Genomic DNA, 15,792 nt, shown 5'->3' with positions numbered 1-15,792 from the left:
CGCCCCGGACGGGGCGGCAGGGCCCGCTACCAGCCCTGCGGCGGCGGCCCCCCGTACGGCGGCTGCGGCTGGTGCCCAGCAGTGGGAGCGGGAGCGGGAGCGGCAGCAGCAGTGGCAGCCGCGCGGCGGCGGGCCAGCAGCGTCCAGGCGCCGAGGCCGAGCACCAGCACGGCGCCCGTCCCGAGCGCCCCCGCCGCGACCACCTGCATCGTCGCGCTCTTCGCGGCCTTCGGAGCGCTGGCGCCGCTCTCGGCCAGCTCCTTGTCCTTGTCGGTCACCGCGAAGATCCCGGGGTCGCCCTCGTACGGAGACGGGCCCGCCGCGTTCTTCACCTGCACCGTCGTCGTCAGCGCGATCGGGTCCTCGCCGTAGCTCTCGGCGACCTTCGGGCTGAGCGTCACCGACAGGTAGTACCAGCCGGCGAAGCGCAGGGAGCTGACCTGGGAGCTGAAGTCGTACCGGTTGCGGTACGCCACCGGGGGCAGCGGCCGCAGCGAGGTGCTCGCGGACTTGCCGGAGTACGAGAGGGACGTGTCGACGACATGCCCCTGGGCCGGGTTGTCCAGCGACAGCGTGAGCGCGTTGCCGATGAAGCCGGTCTTGCCGCCCGTGCTGTTGCTGAGCACGGTGGAGACGAAGAGCTGCTGCCCCCAGTCCACCGGCACCCGGTAGAAGCGGGTCTGGCCGGGGGCGATGTCGTCGACCCACTCGCCGGTCTTCAGGCTGGTGGCGTCGTAGTAGCTGGTGCCGCCCGTACGCTTCTGCGGCTCGGCCTCCGGCGGGGCGGGCGTGCTGGAGGGCCAGTCCTTCGGCGCGGTGGTCTCCGTCGGCCCGCCGCCCTTCAGCCGCGGCTCCTGCACGAAGCGCAGCTCCAGGTCCCAGGCCTCGGGGCTGGAGGTGGCCTTGCTCTCCCGCTCGACCAGGACGTCGTACCTCCCGGCCTCCTGGCAGCTGGTGAGCGACCCCTTGCCGATGGTCCGGTGGGCGTACGCCGTGATCGGCCGCGGAACCTCCCCCGAGCCGAAGTTGGTCCGGTTCGAGCTGCACTGGGAGTCGTTGAGGTCCCGGATGCTGACGGTGATCCCGTCCCCGTACGCCACCGAGCCCTCGCTCTTGGGCACCGCGACCGCCGAGACATAGGCGTCGGTGACGTTGTCCAGCTCCACCCGGTAGTAGAGCTTCTGGTCCGGCCTGATCGAGCTGCGGTACACCTTCCCCGCCTCCAGGACGGAGGCGGCGGCGTTGGTCTCCGCGCCCTGCACGTTCTTCACACCGGGATCGAAGGCGTACGCCGGCGGGCCGGCCGCGTGCGCCTGTCCCGGCAGCGCCGCCACCGCGCACATCGCGGCGAACGCCGCCAGCGCCACCCGCCCCCTGCTGCGCTGCCTCTTCACGCGCTTCCCCTCGTCGTCCGCATGGCCGCCCTGCGACGGCTGCGTACGAAGAGGAGTCCCCCGGCCGTGATCACCAGGGCGCCCGCTCCGGCAGCGACCGCAATGCCGGTCCATCCTGCCCCGCCCGCACCGCTGCTGTCTCCGGCCGCAGCCGTATTGCCCGCCTTGTCCGCGTTCTTGCCCCCGCCACCGGCCCCTCCACCCGCCCCTCCGCCCGCCCCGCCTCCCGTACTTCCCTCGGTCTTCGCGGTGAACTCGCCGCCCCCTCCGCCGATCGGGACGCGGGCGGGGGTGAACAGGTGCGTGGAGCCGTAGGAGGTGCCGATGGCCGCGCCGGGCTGCGGGACCGCCGTGGCGGCGAAGCTGACGGTGGAGGCGGAGTCCAGGTCGACGGCGTAGTACCGCGCCTCGCCGGGGCCGATGCTGTCCAGGTACTGCCCGGGGAGCAGGGCGGGGGCCCGGTCCGCGCTCGCCGCGCCCGTCACCGGCTTCCCTTCGAACCGGTGGCCGTCGGCGGAGAGCTGGGCGGCCCGCTGGAGCTGGCGGGCCAGGGCGGCCGCGTCCGGGGCGACGAGCACCCCGCCGATCCATGCCCCCGCTGTCGCGGTGCGGCGGTGGTTGCGTGCCATCACCCGTTGCCCCCTCGGCCGTGAACCTCAGCACCTTTGCTCAAGCAACTTATTGATTTGCTCGGGCGAACTCAAGGTCGAGTGCGTCACGGTCCCGCAACAGCAAGGCCCTCCACCGACGGCCCCCGGACAGCACGAAGCCCCGGCCGCTCAGCGACCGGGGCCCGTAACAGACTGTGCCGTCTCACACACCCGAACCTGCGGGCACGGAGTCGGTCGCCTCCGTCCACAGATCCTGCTCGGCGCGATCCGCCTGGATCTGGCGGTACACGAGGAGCCCGCCGATGGCAGCCAGTGCGATCAGGAGAAGCTTCTTCACCGCGCGACCTCGTCTTTCCTTGGAATAGGGGCCTTCTGTCGCCGACTATACACACCGGCCGATACCGATCGGTGACCTGCCTGGAACCCGAAAGCGGCCCACCCGGACGCCTCGACGAGGTCCGTACCGACCCCCGTAACCCGCCCCGGACGGTCCGTCAGCTGCGGTTGCACCATACGAGTGGTGTTAATCCGAAGATCGGCGCAGCGCGGGCGTCGCTCCCCGAAAACGGGCCCCGGATCCACATGATCGGAGAAGTCAGCCACCGGACCACCCGAAAGCGAGGGGCCATGAGCACCTTCAAGCCCAAGAGCATCTGGACCGCCTTCGTCACCGCCTTCTTCGCCCTCCTGGCGTCCCTGGGCCTCGCCACCGCCACGGCGAGCACCGCGAACGCCACGAACGCCGCCGCGCAGCCGAGCGCCACAACCCAGGAGCACGCGGCGGCGACCACGGCAACCCCACTCGCCCCCTCGGTCCGATGGACCCTTCCGCGTGACCGGGCCCTGCCGCCCACGATGAAGCAGCGCATCCGGGCCGAGGCCCACGGCTCCTCCCCGGCCACCCGCCACCTCTCGGCCGACCCGGTGTCCGCGACCCGCACCTCCGCCTCCCACCACACGGCCCCGGAAGGCGACTCCCCGGTGCCACCCCCCTGATCCCGGCACCACCACCGCACACGGAAGGCCCCCGGCCGGTTCACACCGGCCGGGGGCCTTGTCCGTATGCCCTGTGCCCTGCCCGTCAGCGCACCGGCAGGGTCATGACGGCCACATCGCTGTACGGGGAGTAGTTCCCGGCCGTGTCATACGTACGGGCCCGGTACTCGTAGGTGCGCCCGTCGGCGGGCAGCGGGTCGCAGACCGTGGCCGTGGCGTCCATGGGGCGCGGGTCGTATCCCTGGCGCAGGATGACCGACCAGGCGCCGGTGCCCGCCTCACGGCGCTCGATCGCGAAGCCGTTGAAGTCGCGGAGCGAGCCGGGGGTGTAGTCGGTGGCGGTCGCCTGGATACCGGTCGCGCAGGACCCCAGGGTCACCTCGGGGGCGTACACGGGGGCGATGCCGTCGGGCACTTCGAGCCAGAGCTCGTTGTCGGCCCTGCCGTCGAGACCGTGCCAGTTGTAGGTGGTGGTGCCGCCGTCGTTGGTGACGAGCACGCGGTAGTGCCGGGTCTCCCCGTCGGGGGTGATGGGGTCGGTGGTCCAGGTACTTCCCTTGGTGGTGCCGAGCGGGACCCAGACGTAGGCGCCGTTGACCTTGTCGTTGCTGAGGACCGTGTAGTGGTCGAAGTGCGGCTCCTTGTTGAGCGGCCACTTCAGGGTGACCGTGCTGGTCTTCCTGTCGTAGGAGCCGGTCAGGGAGGTGACGACGGGCAGGGGACGGACGATCGCGTCCGCGCTGCCCGTCGATATGTTGCCCGCCTTGTCCGCGGCCCGGACCTCGTAGTAGTACGGCGTGCGGTCGTCCGGGTTCACCAGGGGGTCGGTGAAGCTGCGGGCCGTGGTCGTGGTGACCTTCGTCCAGCCACCGGAGCCGACGGGCCTCCGGTAGAGGGAGTAGTTCCGCAGGTCCATCTCCTTGTTGGCGGACCAGGAGACGGTCGTCTTGCGGTTCTTGACGTTGTAGGCGGTCTTCACACCGGTCGGGGCGAGCGGCTTCCGCTTGTCGTACTTCGCCGAAGTCCGCGGCTTGTACGTGTACTTCACCTTCGCGGCACCGGACCAGTTCACGTAGTCGACGCGGAGGGTGTGCTTGCCGGAGGGGATGGTGACGTGGACGGTCTTGGTCCGGGCGCTGTTGCCGGTGTTCTTCCACAGGTTGATCTTGCGGACGCCGTCCAGGTAGACGCGGACGCCGTCGGTGGCCGCGACGGAGAACGTGAAAGGCCCGCCGGACCCGAAGTCACGGTTCACCGACCAGCGGACACCGAACTTGTCCTTCGGCACACCGGCGACCGGGCGGCCGGACCAGCTCTGGCTGATGGCGCTGTCGCAGTCGGTCTTCACCGGCTTGCCCTTGAAGGAGGTGTTTTTGTAGAACGTCCGCTTGTAGACGTTGGCCGAACAGCTGGGACCGGCGGCATTCGCCTCCGGAACCGCGACCAGCAGACTGCCGAGGACGACGGCAGACATGACACCACCGACCCGGGTGGCGACGCGACTCTTCGGGTGCACGGGAACCTTTCACGCTGTGCCAAGAGTGAAGTACAGCGTGAAGACTCACGAGGCGGAAGGAAGGTTGCACGCCCACCGAACAGGGCCGGACCGCCGGGCCCGGCCGACGGCGGCCGGGCGACCAGGCCATGAACGACCAAGAGCACCGTGTCATGTGACACGGTGCTCTTGGTACTGGTGGGGCTAACAGGATTTGAACCTGTGGCCTCATCCTTATCAGGGATGCGCTCTAACCAACTGAGCTATAGCCCCGCCGCGCTCTCGCGCTGACTTCTGAAGATTAGCGCACGTCGGGGCCAGTCCCAAAATCGATACCCGGCGCGCTACTCGTCCTCGGCCAGGGTGAGCTCGACGCCGCCCACGAAGCCCGCCGACAGGTTGTAGATGAAGGCGCCCAGCGTCGCCAGCGCGGTGGCCAGCACCACATCGATCACGGCGATGACCGAGGTGAAGATGAGCACGCGCGGCAGCGACAGGAACGACTGCAGGTCGAAGCCGTTGCTCTCGTTCGAGCCGGTGGCCTCGCTGATCGTGCCGCCCACGGTGGAGAAGACGCCCATCGCGTCCATCACCATCCACAGGATCGCCGCCGCCACCACCGTGCAGATGCCCAGCGCGATCGACAGCAGGAAGCTGACCTTCATCACCGACCACGGGTCGGCCTTGGCCACCCGCAGCCGGGCCTTGCGGGTACGCGGAGTGGTCCGCGCCCCCGTACGCGGCTTGCGCGTCGCCTGCACGCCGCCCAGCGTGTCCCCGCCCTGCCCGGGGCGCTGCTGGCCGCCCTGGGTGCCACCACCGGGCGTCTGGTACGCCTGGGGCGGGTGGTACGGGCCCGACGGCCCCGGTGCGGGCTCACGCTCGCCGGGCAGCGGCCCGGTCGCGTAACCCTCGTACTGGGGCTGAGGCCCTCGTGTGTCCGTCACAGTGCCCCCTTGGGAGTCCGTGGCAGGGCCACGGGCACCGTTCGCTCCTGCTCCGGAAGCGGCCGAACCGGCGCCCGTGGCTCCACTCACGCTTTACTCCTCGTGCTCCCCGGTCGAGGGCTCCGTGCCCTCGACAGTGCCCTCTACCACGCTCTCCGCGTGGGCTTCGGCCGTCTCGCCATCAGCATCATCGGCCCCATCGACCTCTTCCGCCTCACGACCGGCCTCGGCATTGCGCGCGATGCCGACGACGGCATCCCGCTTGCCCAGATTGATCAGTTGGACGCCCATGGTGTCACGGCCCGTCTCCCTGACTTCATTGACTCGCGTACGAATCACACCGCCGCCCAGCGTGATGGCGAGGATCTCGTCCGTCTCCTCGACCACCAGCGCACCGACGAGCGAGCCCCGGTCCTCGACGATCTTGGCAGCCTTGATGCCGAGGCCGCCGCGACCCTGGACGCGGTACTCGTCGACGGGGGTGCGCTTGGCGTACCCGCCGTCGGTGGCAGTGAACACGAACGTACCGGGCCGGACGACATTCATCGAGAGCAGTTCGTCTCCCTCACGGAAACTCATGCCCTTGACGCCCGAGGTGGCACGCCCCATCGGACGCAGCGCGTCGTCCGTCGCGGTGAACCTGATCGACTGCGCCTTCTTGCTGATGAGCAGCAGATCGTCCTCCGCCGACACCAGCTCGGCACCGATCAGCTCGTCGTCGCTCCCGTCCGGCATCTCGCGCAGGTTGATCGCGATGACACCGCCCGAGCGGGGCGAGTCGTAGTCCTTCAGCGCGGTCTTCTTCACGAGACCGCCCTTCGTCGCCAGGATCAGGTACGGCACGGCCTCGTAGTCGCGGATCGCCAGGATCTGGGCGATCTTCTCGTCCGGCTGGAAGGCCAGCAGGTTGGCGACGTGCTGACCGCGCGCGTCCCGGCCGGCGTCCGGGAGCTCGTACGCCTTGGCCCGGTAGACACGGCCCTTGTTCGTGAAGAACAGCAGCCAGTGGTGCGTCGTCGATACGAAGAAGTGGTCGACGATGTCGTCTTCCTTCAGCTTCGTCCCGCGCACGCCCTTGCCGCCGCGCTTCTGCGAGCGGTAGTCGTCCGTCTTCGTGCGCTTCACATAGCCGCTGCGGGAGATCGTGACGACGATGTCCTCCTCGGCGATCAGGTCCTCGATGGACATGTCACCGTCGAAGGGCACCAGCTTGGAGCGCCGGTCGTCGCCGAACTTCTCGACGATCGCGGCCAGCTCCTCGCTGACGATCTGACGCTGCCGCTCCGGCGAGGCCAGGATCGCGTTGTACTCGTTGATCTTCGCCTGGAGCTCGTCGTGCTCGGCGGTGATCTTCTGGTGCTCCAGCGCGGCCAGCCGGCGCAGCTGCATCTCCAGGATCGCGTTCGCCTGGATCTCGTCGATCTCCAGGAGGCCCATCAGCCCCTCACGCGCGATCTCCACGGTGTTGGAGCGCCGGATGAGGGCGATGACCTCGTCGATGGCGTCCAGGGCCTTCAGGAGGCCGCGCAGGATGTGCGCCCGCTCCTCGGCCTTGCGCAGCCGGAACCGCGTACGCCGGACGATGACCTCGATCTGGTGCGTCACCCAGTGGCGGATGAACGCGTCGATGGACAGCGTGCGCGGCACCCCGTCGACGAGCGCCAGCATGTTGGCGCCGAAGTTCGTCTGGAGGTCGGTGTGCTTGTACAGGTTGTTCAGGACGACCTTGGCGACCGCGTCCCGCTTGAGGACGACGACCAGGCGCTGGCCCGTACGCGAGGAGGTCTCGTCCCGGACGTCCGCGATCCCGCCGACCTTGCCGTCCTTGACCAGGTCGGCGATCTTCTGCGCGAGGTTGTCGGGGTTGGTCTGGAACGGCAGCTCCGTGACGACCAGGCACTGACGGCCCTGGATCTCCTCGACCGCGACGACCGCGCGCATCGTGATGGAGCCGCGCCCGGTGCGGTACGCCTCCTCGATGCCCTTGCGGCCCACGACCAGCGCGCCGGTCGGGAAGTCGGGGCCCTTGATGCGCTCGATCAGCGCGTCCAGCAGCTCCTCGTGGGACGCCTCGGGGTGCTCCAGGTACCACTGGGCCCCGGCGGCGACCTCGCGCAGGTTGTGCGGCGGGATGTTGGTCGCCATGCCGACCGCGATCCCGGCTGAGCCGTTGACCAGCAGGTTCGGGAAGCGCGCCGGCAGGACCGTCGGCTCCTGGTTGCGGCCGTCGTAGTTGTCCTGGAAGTCGACGGTCTCCTCGTCGATGTCCCGGACCATCTCCATGGACAGCGGCATCATCTTGCACTCGGTGTACCGCATGGCGGCGGCCGGGTCGTTGCCCGGGGAACCGAAGTTGCCGTTGGAGTCCACCAGCGGCATCCGCAGCGACCACGGCTGTGCCAGACGCACCAGGGCGTCGTAGATGGAGGAGTCGCCGTGCGGGTGGTACGTACCCATGACGTCACCGACGACGCGGGCGCACTTGTAGAACCCCTTCTCGGGGCGGTAGCCGCCGTCGTACATCGCGTACAGCACCCGGCGGTGGACGGGCTTGAGGCCGTCCCGTACGTCGGGCAGCGCACGCGAGACGATGACGGACATCGCGTAGTCGAGGTAGGAGCGCTGCATTTCCGTTTCGAGCCCGACGGGCTCGACACGCATGCCCACGCCGGGAACGATGGCTTCCTCGGGCGTCACGGGTTCAGGTGTCACAGGGGTGTTCTCGTCGGCCATTGCTGGTCAAAGTCCTTTCGAGCTGCGGCGTCGCTGGTACGGCCGACTCAGATGTCGAGGAAGCGGACGTCCTTGGCATTGCGCTGGATGAACGAGCGCCGCGCCTCGACGTCCTCGCCCATGAGCACCGAGAACAGGTCGTCGGCCTGCGCCGCGTCGTCCAGCGTGACCTGGCCGAGGACCCGGTGGTCGACGTCCATGGTCGTGACGCGCAGCTCTTCGGCGTTCATCTCGCCGAGGCCCTTGAAGCGCTGGATGGAGTCTTCCTTGATCCGCTTGCCGTTCTGCTTGCCGAGCGCCACGAGCGCGTCGCGCTCCCGGTCCGAGTACGCGTACTCGAAGTCGTCGCGGCCCCACTTGATCTTGTAGAGCGGCGGGCGGGACAGATAGACGTTGCCCTGCTCCACCAGCGGCCGCATGAAGCGGAAGAGGAACGTCAGCAGCAGGGTGTTGATGTGCTGGCCGTCGACGTCGGCGTCCGCCATCAGAATGATCTTGTGATAGCGGAGCTTCTCGATGTCGAAGTCCTCGTGGACCCCGGTGCCGAAGGCCGAGATCAGCGCCTGGACCTCGGTGTTCTGGAGGATCTTGTCGATCCGGGCCTTTTCGACGTTCAGGATCTTGCCGCGGATGGGCAGGATCGCCTGGTACATCGGGTTGCGGCCGGACTTCGCCGAACCACCGGCGGAGTCACCCTCGACGATGAAGATCTCGCACTTGGTGGGGTCGTTCGACTGGCAGTCGCTCAGCTTGCCCGGCAGCGAGGCGCTCTCCAGGAGCCCCTTGCGCCGTGTCAGGTCGCGCGCCTTGCGGGCCGCCACGCGGGCGGTCGAGGCGGCGATGCCCTTGCGGATGATGTCGGCGGCCTCGTTCGGGTTCCGGTCGAACCAGTCCGTCAGCTGCTCGTGGACGACCTTCTGCACGAAGGTCTTGGCCTCCGTGTTGCCCAGCTTGGTCTTCGTCTGGCCCTCGAACTGCGGCTCGCCCAGCTTCACCGAGATGATCGCGGTGAGGCCCTCGCGCACGTCCTCGCCGGTGAGGTTGTCGTCCTTCTCGCGCAGCAGCTTCTTGTCACGCGCGTACCGGTTGACCAGGGAGGTCAGCGCGGCGCGGAAGCCCTCCTCGTGCGTACCGCCCTCATGCGTGTGGATCGCGTTGGCGAAGGAGTAGACCCCCTCGGTGTACTGCGTGTTCCACTGCATGGCGATCTCGGCCGAGAGGAGCCGGTCCTTGTCCTCGGCCTCGATGTCGATCACCGACTGGTGGATGACGTCGCCCTTGCGGGAGTTGAGGTACTTGACGAAGTCGACGATGCCGTTCTCGTAGTGGTACGTGACCGACCGCGTCGTCTCCTCCTCGGGAACCTCGACGGCCTCGGCGCTGTCGGCGCCCGCCGTGGCCTTCGCCGACTCGCGCTCGTCGGTCAGCTTCAGGGTGAGGCCCTTGTTGAGGAACGCCATCTCCTGGAAGCGGCGCGAGAGGGTCTCGAAGCTGTACTCGGTGGTCTCGAAGATGTCCCCGTCGGCCCAGAAGGTGACCGTCGTACCGGACTCGTCGGTGGCCTCGTGCTTGGCCAGCGGGGCGGTGGGGACGCCGAGCTTGTAATCCTGCGTCCAGCGGAACCCGTCGCGCCGGACCTCCACCGCGACCCGCGTGGAGAGGGCGTTGACGACGGAGACACCGACTCCGTGCAGACCGCCGGAGACCGCGTAACCGCCGCCTCCGAACTTTCCGCCCGCGTGCAGGACGGTGAGCACGACCTCGACGGCCGGCTTGCCCTCGGACGGCACGATGTCGACCGGGATGCCACGGCCGTTGTCGATCACGCGCACCCCGCCGTCGGCGAGGATCGTGACGTCGATGGTGTCCGCGTGGCCGGCCATGGCCTCGTCGACCGAGTTGTCGACGACCTCCTGCACGAGGTGGTGCAGACCGCGCTCACCGGTCGAGCCGATGTACATACCGGGTCGCTTGCGGACCGCGTCCAGCCCTTCCAGCACGGTGATCGCGCTGGCGTCGTACGAGGCGGTGACCTCGCCGTGCTCACCGGCTGTGGACGGGATGTTCTCGTTGGGGTTGCCGGAATCGGCCACGAAGCGCCCTTTCTGGCACAGCACAGGCCGTCTTCCGGACAGGCGGGAGCGGCTGCGTCGTTCGGCTTGTATCGACGACTCCCGCCGAAGTAGCGGGATTACCCACCAGTCTACCGGTAGCACTGACATGAATGGGGGTTTGCCGGTACCTGAGTACGCATGTGCCGCCCTGAATCGGCGGTTGACGACTCCCCATATTCAGGGAGGGGCCCCAAGGGGCCCTGACGGGCATTGAGCGCTTCGGCCTGTCAACCTCCCGCTACGGTGAGGGACGCTCCGGGCGCACCCTCCGGTTTCCACCGGTACGAACCCCGCCGAACCAGGCGCCCCGGGCGGCCCCGAGCCCCTTGCACGGGCATCAGGAACACGACAAGTTCCGGCCAAAAGTGCAGCTCAGGGTTGTGTACGGCTCTCCGGTCAGAAGCCGGGAGGGGAGCTGGGACCTCACCCGTAGGTGTCCCCGGGCCCCTTGCTCCCGGGCGCCCGCAGCGGCCCGAACCGGCGTTCCGGACCTCCGGGTCCGAGCACCTTGATCATCCGTACGGTGCCCTGTCCCAGATCGGCGTTGAGCCGGGCCACCAGTTGCGGGGCCAGCAGCCGCAGCTGGGTCGCCCACGCCGTGGAGTCGCAGCTCACAGTGAGCACCCGCGCGGCCGGGTCCTCGTCGTACCGCAGCGGCACGCAGTGGTTGGCCAGATCGTCGCCCACGATCTGCGGCCACCGGCCCATCACCCCGCCGACCGCCGCCGGGGTCTCCCAGCCCCGCTCGGTGATCAGCCGGTTGATCGCGGAGCCCAGCGGCTGCGGATCACGGCCGTCCGAGCGGGCCCCGGAGCGCAGCCCGCCGCCCCGCCGGGCCTGCTTCTTCTGCTGGGCGGCCGCGCCCCGCGCCCTGGCCTGCTCCTTCGCGGCCCGCAGCGCGACCCGGGCGAGATCGACCCCGGACACCTCGGGCGGCTTCGGACTCCCGGCCGCCGACGACGACGGCGTACCGGCTGCTCCGGCCGAAGGCGTACCGGCTGCTGTGGCCCCGTCCGCTCCGGCCGACGACGTACCACCGGATCCGCCGTCACCACGGGCCGCAGGCCCCGTACCGCCACAAGCGCCCCCCGCCTTCTCGCCCCGGCCGGTCATACCCGCTCCACCTCGCCCGCCGACACCGCGTACCGCGCCCCCGCCAGCACGCCCGGCACGTCCTCCGCCACCGCGGCCGTCACCAGCACCTGCTCGCCCGGGGCCACCAGCTCCGCCAGCCGCTCCCGGCGGCGGGCGTCCAGCTCGGCGAAGACATCGTCCAGGACCAGCACCGGCTCGTTGCCCTCGGTGCGCAGCAGCTCGTAACTGGCCAGCCGCAGAGCCAGCGCGTAGCTCCAGGACTCCCCGTGGCTCGCGTACCCCTTCGCGGGCATGGACCGCAGGCCGAGCACCAGATCGTCCCGGTGCGGGCCCACCAGCGTCACCCCGCGCTCGATCTCCTGCTTGCGGACCCCGACGAGCGCCGCGGTCACCTGCTCGTACAGCTCGTCGCGGGTGCGCCCGGGGCCGATGTCCTCGCCCACCGAGCTGCGGTACTCCAGCGATACGGGGCCGCCGCCCGGCGCCACGTCCCCGTACGCCTTGTCGGCCAGCGGCTGGAGCGTGGCGATCAGGTCCAGGCGCTGGGCGAGCAGCTCGGCGCCGACCCGGCCCAGGTGCTGGTCCCAGACGTCGAGGGTGGACAGGTCCATGGAGCGGCCGCCGTGCCGACGGGCCATCGCGGCGGACTTGAGGAGGGTGTTGCGCTGCTTGAGCACCCGCTCGTAGTCGGAGCGGACCCCGGCCATCCGGGGCGAGCGCGCGGTGATCAGCTCGTCCAGGAACCGCCGCCGCTCCCCGGGGTCGCCCTTGACCAGGGCCAGGTCCTCCGGCGCGAACAGCACCGTGCGGACGATCCCGAGCACATCACGCGGTCTGACCTGCGAGGACCTGTTGATACGGGCCCGGTTGGCGCGGCCGGGGTTCAACTCCAGCTCGATCAGCTGCGAGCGCTCGCCCTGCGTCACCGCCGCCCGGACCACGGCCCGCTCGGCGCCCATCCGCACCAGGGGGGCGTCCGAGGAGACCCGGTGGCTGCCGAGGGTGGCGAGATAGCCGATCGCCTCGACGAGGTTGGTCTTGCCCTGCCCGTTGGGGCCCACGAACGCGGTGACGCCCGGGTCGAGAGGGACCTCGACCCGGGCGTACGAGCGGAAGTCGGCCAGCGAGAGATGGGTGACATGCATGTGCGCCGACCTCCCGGGCCTGTGCTGTTCCGCTGTTGGTGCTGTGCTGCGGTCTCTCCCGCCGCGGGGCTACTTCTTGTTCTCGACCGCGTGGCCGCCGAACTGGTTGCGCAGCGCGGCGATCATCTTCATCTGCGGCGAGTCGTCCTGGCGCGAGGCGAACCGCGCGAAGAGGGACGCCGTGATCGCGGGCAGCGGCACCGCGTTGTCGATCGCGGCCTCCACCGTCCAGCGGCCCTCGCCGGAGTCGGCGGCGAAGCCCCGGAGCTTGTCCAGGTGCTCGTCGTCGTCCAGGGCGTTGACCGCGAGGTCCAGCAGCCAGGAACGGATGACCGTGCCCTCCTGCCAGGAGCGGAAGACCTCGCGCACGTCGGTGACGGAGTCGACCTTCTCCAGCAGCTCCCAGCCCTCGGCGTAGGCCTGCATCATGGCGTACTCGATGCCGTTGTGGACCATCTTCGCGAAGTGGCCGGCGCCGACCTTGCCCGCGTGGACGGAGCCGAAGTCGCCCTCGGGCTTGAGCGCGTCGAAGATCGGCTGGACCTTCGCCACGTTCTCCTCGGTGCCGCCGTACATCAGGGCGTAGCCGTTCTCCAGGCCCCAGACGCCGCCGGAGACGCCGCAGTCGACGAAGCCGATGTCCTTGATGCCCAGCTCCACGGCGTGCTTCTCGTCGTCGGTCCAGCGCGAGTTCCCGCCGTCGACGACGACGTCGCCGGGCGAGAGCAGCGCGGCGAGCTCGTCGATCGTGGACTGGGTCGCGGCACCGGCCGGGACCATCACCCAGACGACCCGCGGGCCCTTCAGCTTGCCCACAAGCTCTTCGAGGCTGTGGACATCGGCGACATCCGGGTTGCGGTCGTAACCGATGACGGTGTGGCCTGCGCGGCGGATGCGCTCGCGCATGTTGCCGCCCATCTTGCCGAGGCCGACGAGACCGAGCTCCATCAGAGATTCCTTAAGCGTCGTGGCGATAGCGTCGGGGCGTTCTCCGCCCAGGTCCGAGCCTACGCCCGGCGGACGACAGCGCGGTGGGCCCGCTCGGCGCGGAGCGGGCCCACCGCGCTGTCGTGCGGGCGTCAGCCGGAGAGACGCACCGGCATGATCAGGTACTTGTACGCGTCGTCCGCCTCGGCGTCCACGGCCGGGCGCCCGCTGAGCAGGGCGGGCTTGGTGGACGTGGTGAAGGAGAGCTGGGCGACGGGGGAGTCGATCGCGCTCAGCCCGTCCAGCAGGAACGTCGGATTGAAGGCGATCGAGATGTCGTCGCCCTCCAGCACCGCGTCGACGCGCTCCACAGCCTGTGCGTCGTCGCTGGAACCGGCCTCCAGGATGAGCACGCCCTGCTCGAAGCTGAGCCGGACGGGGGTGTTGCGCTCGGCGACCAGGGCCACACGCTTGACGGCCTCGACGAAGGGGGCCGTCTCGATCACCGCGACCGAGTTGAACTCGGTGGGGAAGAGCGTGCGGTACTTCGGCAGGTCGCCTTCGAGCAGCCGCGTGGTGGTGGTGCGGCCCGCGCCCTCGAAACCGATCAGCCCCTCACCGGCTCCGGTGCCGGAGAGCGCCAGGGTGACGGTGTCACCGCTGGTGAGCGCCTTGGCGGTGTCCAGGAGCGTCTTGGCGGGCACCAGGGCGACCGCGGAGGCCTCCGGGTCCTCCGGCTTCCAGAGGAACTCGCGGACCGCGAAGCGGTAGCGGTCGGTGGAGGCGAGGGTGACGGTGTCGCCCTCGATCTCGATGCGCACACCGGTCAGCACGGGCAGCGTGTCGTCGCGGCCCGCGGCGATGGCGACCTGGGCGGCGGCCGAGGCGAAGACCTCGCCGGGGACGGTGCCCGTGGCGGTCGGCATCTGCGGCAGGGCCGGGTACTCCTCCACAGGCAGTGTGTGGAGGGTGAAGCGCGAGGAGCCGCAGACCACCGTGGCCCGCACACCGTCGGTGGAGATCTCCACCGGGCGGTTCGGCAGGGCGCGGCAGATGTCGGCGAGCAGCCGGCCGGAGACGAGCACCGTGCCGTCCTCGTCGACCTCCGCGTCCACGGAGACCTTGGCCGAGACCTCGTAGTCGAAGCTGGAGAAGGAGAGGGCGCCGTCCTCGGCCTTCAGAAGAAGGCCCGCGAGAACGGGCGCCGGCGGACGGGCCGGGAGGCTGCGGGCCACCCAGGCCACCGCCTCCGCGAGTACATCGCGCTCCACCCGGATCTTCACCGGAACCGCCTCCTGCTGTTGCTCGCTCGCCCTGCTGGCCTTCGTCGTCTGGACCGGAGCTCCCTGCCGACGGCCGGGGTGGCTCCGGGGTCCAGTCTGACGCACGGCACCGACAGTCGTTGCTGCTCGGGGTCAAGTCGAGCAAAACGCGGCGAGGCGGTCGCCGGTCGAGTTGTACACAGGCCCCACTTCGAAGCGGATTCCTGGCTAACTCTGAGTGGTAGTAGTAGTAGGCCCTGTGGAAACCGTGGATAACGTCGTTTGCGCAGGTCAGCACCGGTTTTTTGTCCACCGACCCTGTGGGTGGCACCCGTGGACAACCGGGGCTTTCTGTGGACGGGCGGAAGTTCTGCACACCCGATGCACAGGAGGGGGCCACTTCTCCCCAGGCCTGTCCCCAGCTTTACCCAAGTTCCCCACAGCCCAATCAGGCAGCTTCGTGTGACGCCTTTCACTCCGGGCGGTGAGAGGGGGTGTTGCGTTGCCGAACAGTGGACAGGGGTGTGGAGAAGCAGAGCAAAGCTGGGGACAACGGTACCCAGCCTGTGGGCTGCCGGTGGACAACTGCGGGTGCCCCCTGTGGACGAAAATTCTGTCCACAGGCTGTGGATCACGGTTGACCACAAATCCCCAACCATGTGACCTGGCCTGATGGAGTATCGGCAGCTCGCCCTGTGGACGCAATATGGACAACTTCGCGGTCCCCAGGCTGTGGACGGAAGATTTCCCGCACATCTGTGGAGAAGGGGCGCTGAGCAGCCCGTATTCGAACAGTGGAGGCGCGGATCCGGTACGGCGGCGGAGCCGCGCGGCCGCCGCTCCGGCCCCGGAAGCCGCTTCTCGGGCCCTGGGAAGCCGCTTTTCGGGCCCCCGGGAACGACGAAAAGCGCCCCGCGGGGACCGTGAGAGGTCGGTGCGGGGCGCCTTCCGAGCGCGCCGAGAGGCTCTGTGGCGTCACGGCGTCACGACGGCGGGGGGCCGGGGGGCCGGGGCGGCCCCGCCCCGCGAGGGCCGGGGGGGTGTGGGGGGGGGGGGGGAGGCCGATGTTGGTG

General features: G+C 69.6%; 12 protein-coding genes and 1 tRNA gene. 1 reads left to right on the top strand and 12 read right to left on the bottom strand.

The window, feature by feature from the left end; genetic code table 11:
* Positions 1-26: 26 nt before the first annotated feature.
* The 3 genes from ACFW9Z_RS06160 to ACFW9Z_RS06150 all read right to left on the bottom strand — a co-directional run bounded on the left by ACFW9Z_RS06160 (position 27) and on the right by ACFW9Z_RS06150 (position 2,342).
* Positions 27-1,394, bottom strand: coding sequence for a hypothetical protein (locus tag ACFW9Z_RS06160; RefSeq protein WP_384635085.1), 1,368 nt, complete (start codon positions 1,392-1,394; stop codon positions 27-29).
* On the bottom strand, positions 1,391-2,023 hold the full coding sequence (locus ACFW9Z_RS06155; protein ID WP_384635082.1) for a hypothetical protein: 633 nt from the start codon (positions 2,021-2,023) through the stop codon (positions 1,391-1,393). The genes ACFW9Z_RS06160 and ACFW9Z_RS06155 overlap by 4 nt, the downstream gene beginning before the upstream one ends.
* Before the next feature lie 184 nt (positions 2,024-2,207).
* Complete coding sequence (locus ACFW9Z_RS06150) at positions 2,208-2,342, bottom strand: DLW-39 family protein (protein ID WP_208857699.1); 135 nt, start codon at positions 2,340-2,342, stop codon at positions 2,208-2,210.
* Between the two features lie 290 nt (positions 2,343-2,632).
* Here ACFW9Z_RS06150 and ACFW9Z_RS06145 point away from each other — a divergent pair, with 290 nt between their 5' ends.
* Positions 2,633-3,001, top strand: a complete 369-nt coding sequence (locus ACFW9Z_RS06145; RefSeq protein WP_384635079.1) for a DUF6344 domain-containing protein — start codon at positions 2,633-2,635, stop codon at positions 2,999-3,001.
* 85 nt (positions 3,002-3,086) lie between these two features.
* Here the strand turns inward: ACFW9Z_RS06145 and ACFW9Z_RS06140 are convergent, their stop codons facing one another.
* The 9 genes from ACFW9Z_RS06140 to dnaN form a co-directional block, all read right to left on the bottom strand.
* Positions 3,087-4,475: a fibronectin type III domain-containing protein gene (locus ACFW9Z_RS06140; protein ID WP_384635076.1), complete on the bottom strand. Its 1,389-nt coding sequence runs from the start codon at positions 4,473-4,475 to the stop codon at positions 3,087-3,089.
* Between the two features lie 217 nt (positions 4,476-4,692).
* Positions 4,693-4,769, bottom strand: a tRNA-Ile gene (locus ACFW9Z_RS06135).
* A gap of 71 nt (positions 4,770-4,840) precedes the next feature.
* Positions 4,841-5,443, bottom strand: coding sequence for a DUF3566 domain-containing protein (locus ACFW9Z_RS06130; RefSeq protein WP_384635073.1), 603 nt, complete (start codon positions 5,441-5,443; stop codon positions 4,841-4,843).
* A 93-nt stretch (positions 5,444-5,536) separates the two neighbouring features.
* Positions 5,537-8,176 carry a DNA gyrase subunit A gene (gene gyrA, locus ACFW9Z_RS06125; RefSeq protein ID WP_384635070.1) on the bottom strand — a complete coding sequence of 880 codons (2,640 nt, stop codon included), beginning with the start codon at positions 8,174-8,176 and terminating at the stop codon, positions 5,537-5,539.
* Between the two features lie 47 nt (positions 8,177-8,223).
* Positions 8,224-10,293: a DNA topoisomerase (ATP-hydrolyzing) subunit B gene (gene gyrB, locus ACFW9Z_RS06120; protein ID WP_384635067.1), complete on the bottom strand. Its 2,070-nt coding sequence runs from the start codon at positions 10,291-10,293 to the stop codon at positions 8,224-8,226.
* A gap of 420 nt (positions 10,294-10,713) precedes the next feature.
* Positions 10,714-11,403 (bottom strand): DUF721 domain-containing protein, encoded by a 690-nt coding sequence (locus ACFW9Z_RS06115; RefSeq protein ID WP_384635064.1) that lies wholly within the window; start codon positions 11,401-11,403, stop codon positions 10,714-10,716.
* Positions 11,400-12,530, bottom strand: a complete 1,131-nt coding sequence (recF, locus tag ACFW9Z_RS06110; protein ID WP_384635061.1) for a DNA replication/repair protein RecF — start codon at positions 12,528-12,530, stop codon at positions 11,400-11,402. Before recF ends, ACFW9Z_RS06115 begins: the two co-directional genes overlap by 4 nt.
* 69 nt (positions 12,531-12,599) lie before the next feature.
* On the bottom strand, positions 12,600-13,478 hold the full coding sequence (gene gnd, locus ACFW9Z_RS06105) for a phosphogluconate dehydrogenase (NAD(+)-dependent, decarboxylating) (protein ID WP_103509458.1): 879 nt from the start codon (positions 13,476-13,478) through the stop codon (positions 12,600-12,602).
* A 131-nt stretch (positions 13,479-13,609) separates the two neighbouring features.
* Complete coding sequence (gene dnaN / locus ACFW9Z_RS06100) at positions 13,610-14,740, bottom strand: DNA polymerase III subunit beta (RefSeq protein WP_093686791.1); 1,131 nt, start codon at positions 14,738-14,740, stop codon at positions 13,610-13,612.
* Positions 14,741-15,792: the final 1,052 nt, after the last annotated feature.

It is taken from the genome of Streptomyces sp. NPDC059452 (assembly GCF_042750035.1).
In the GTDB taxonomy this organism is placed as follows: Bacteria; Actinomycetota; Actinomycetes; order Streptomycetales; family Streptomycetaceae; genus Streptomyces.
This window is presented reverse-complemented; position numbering and strand designations above follow the sequence as displayed.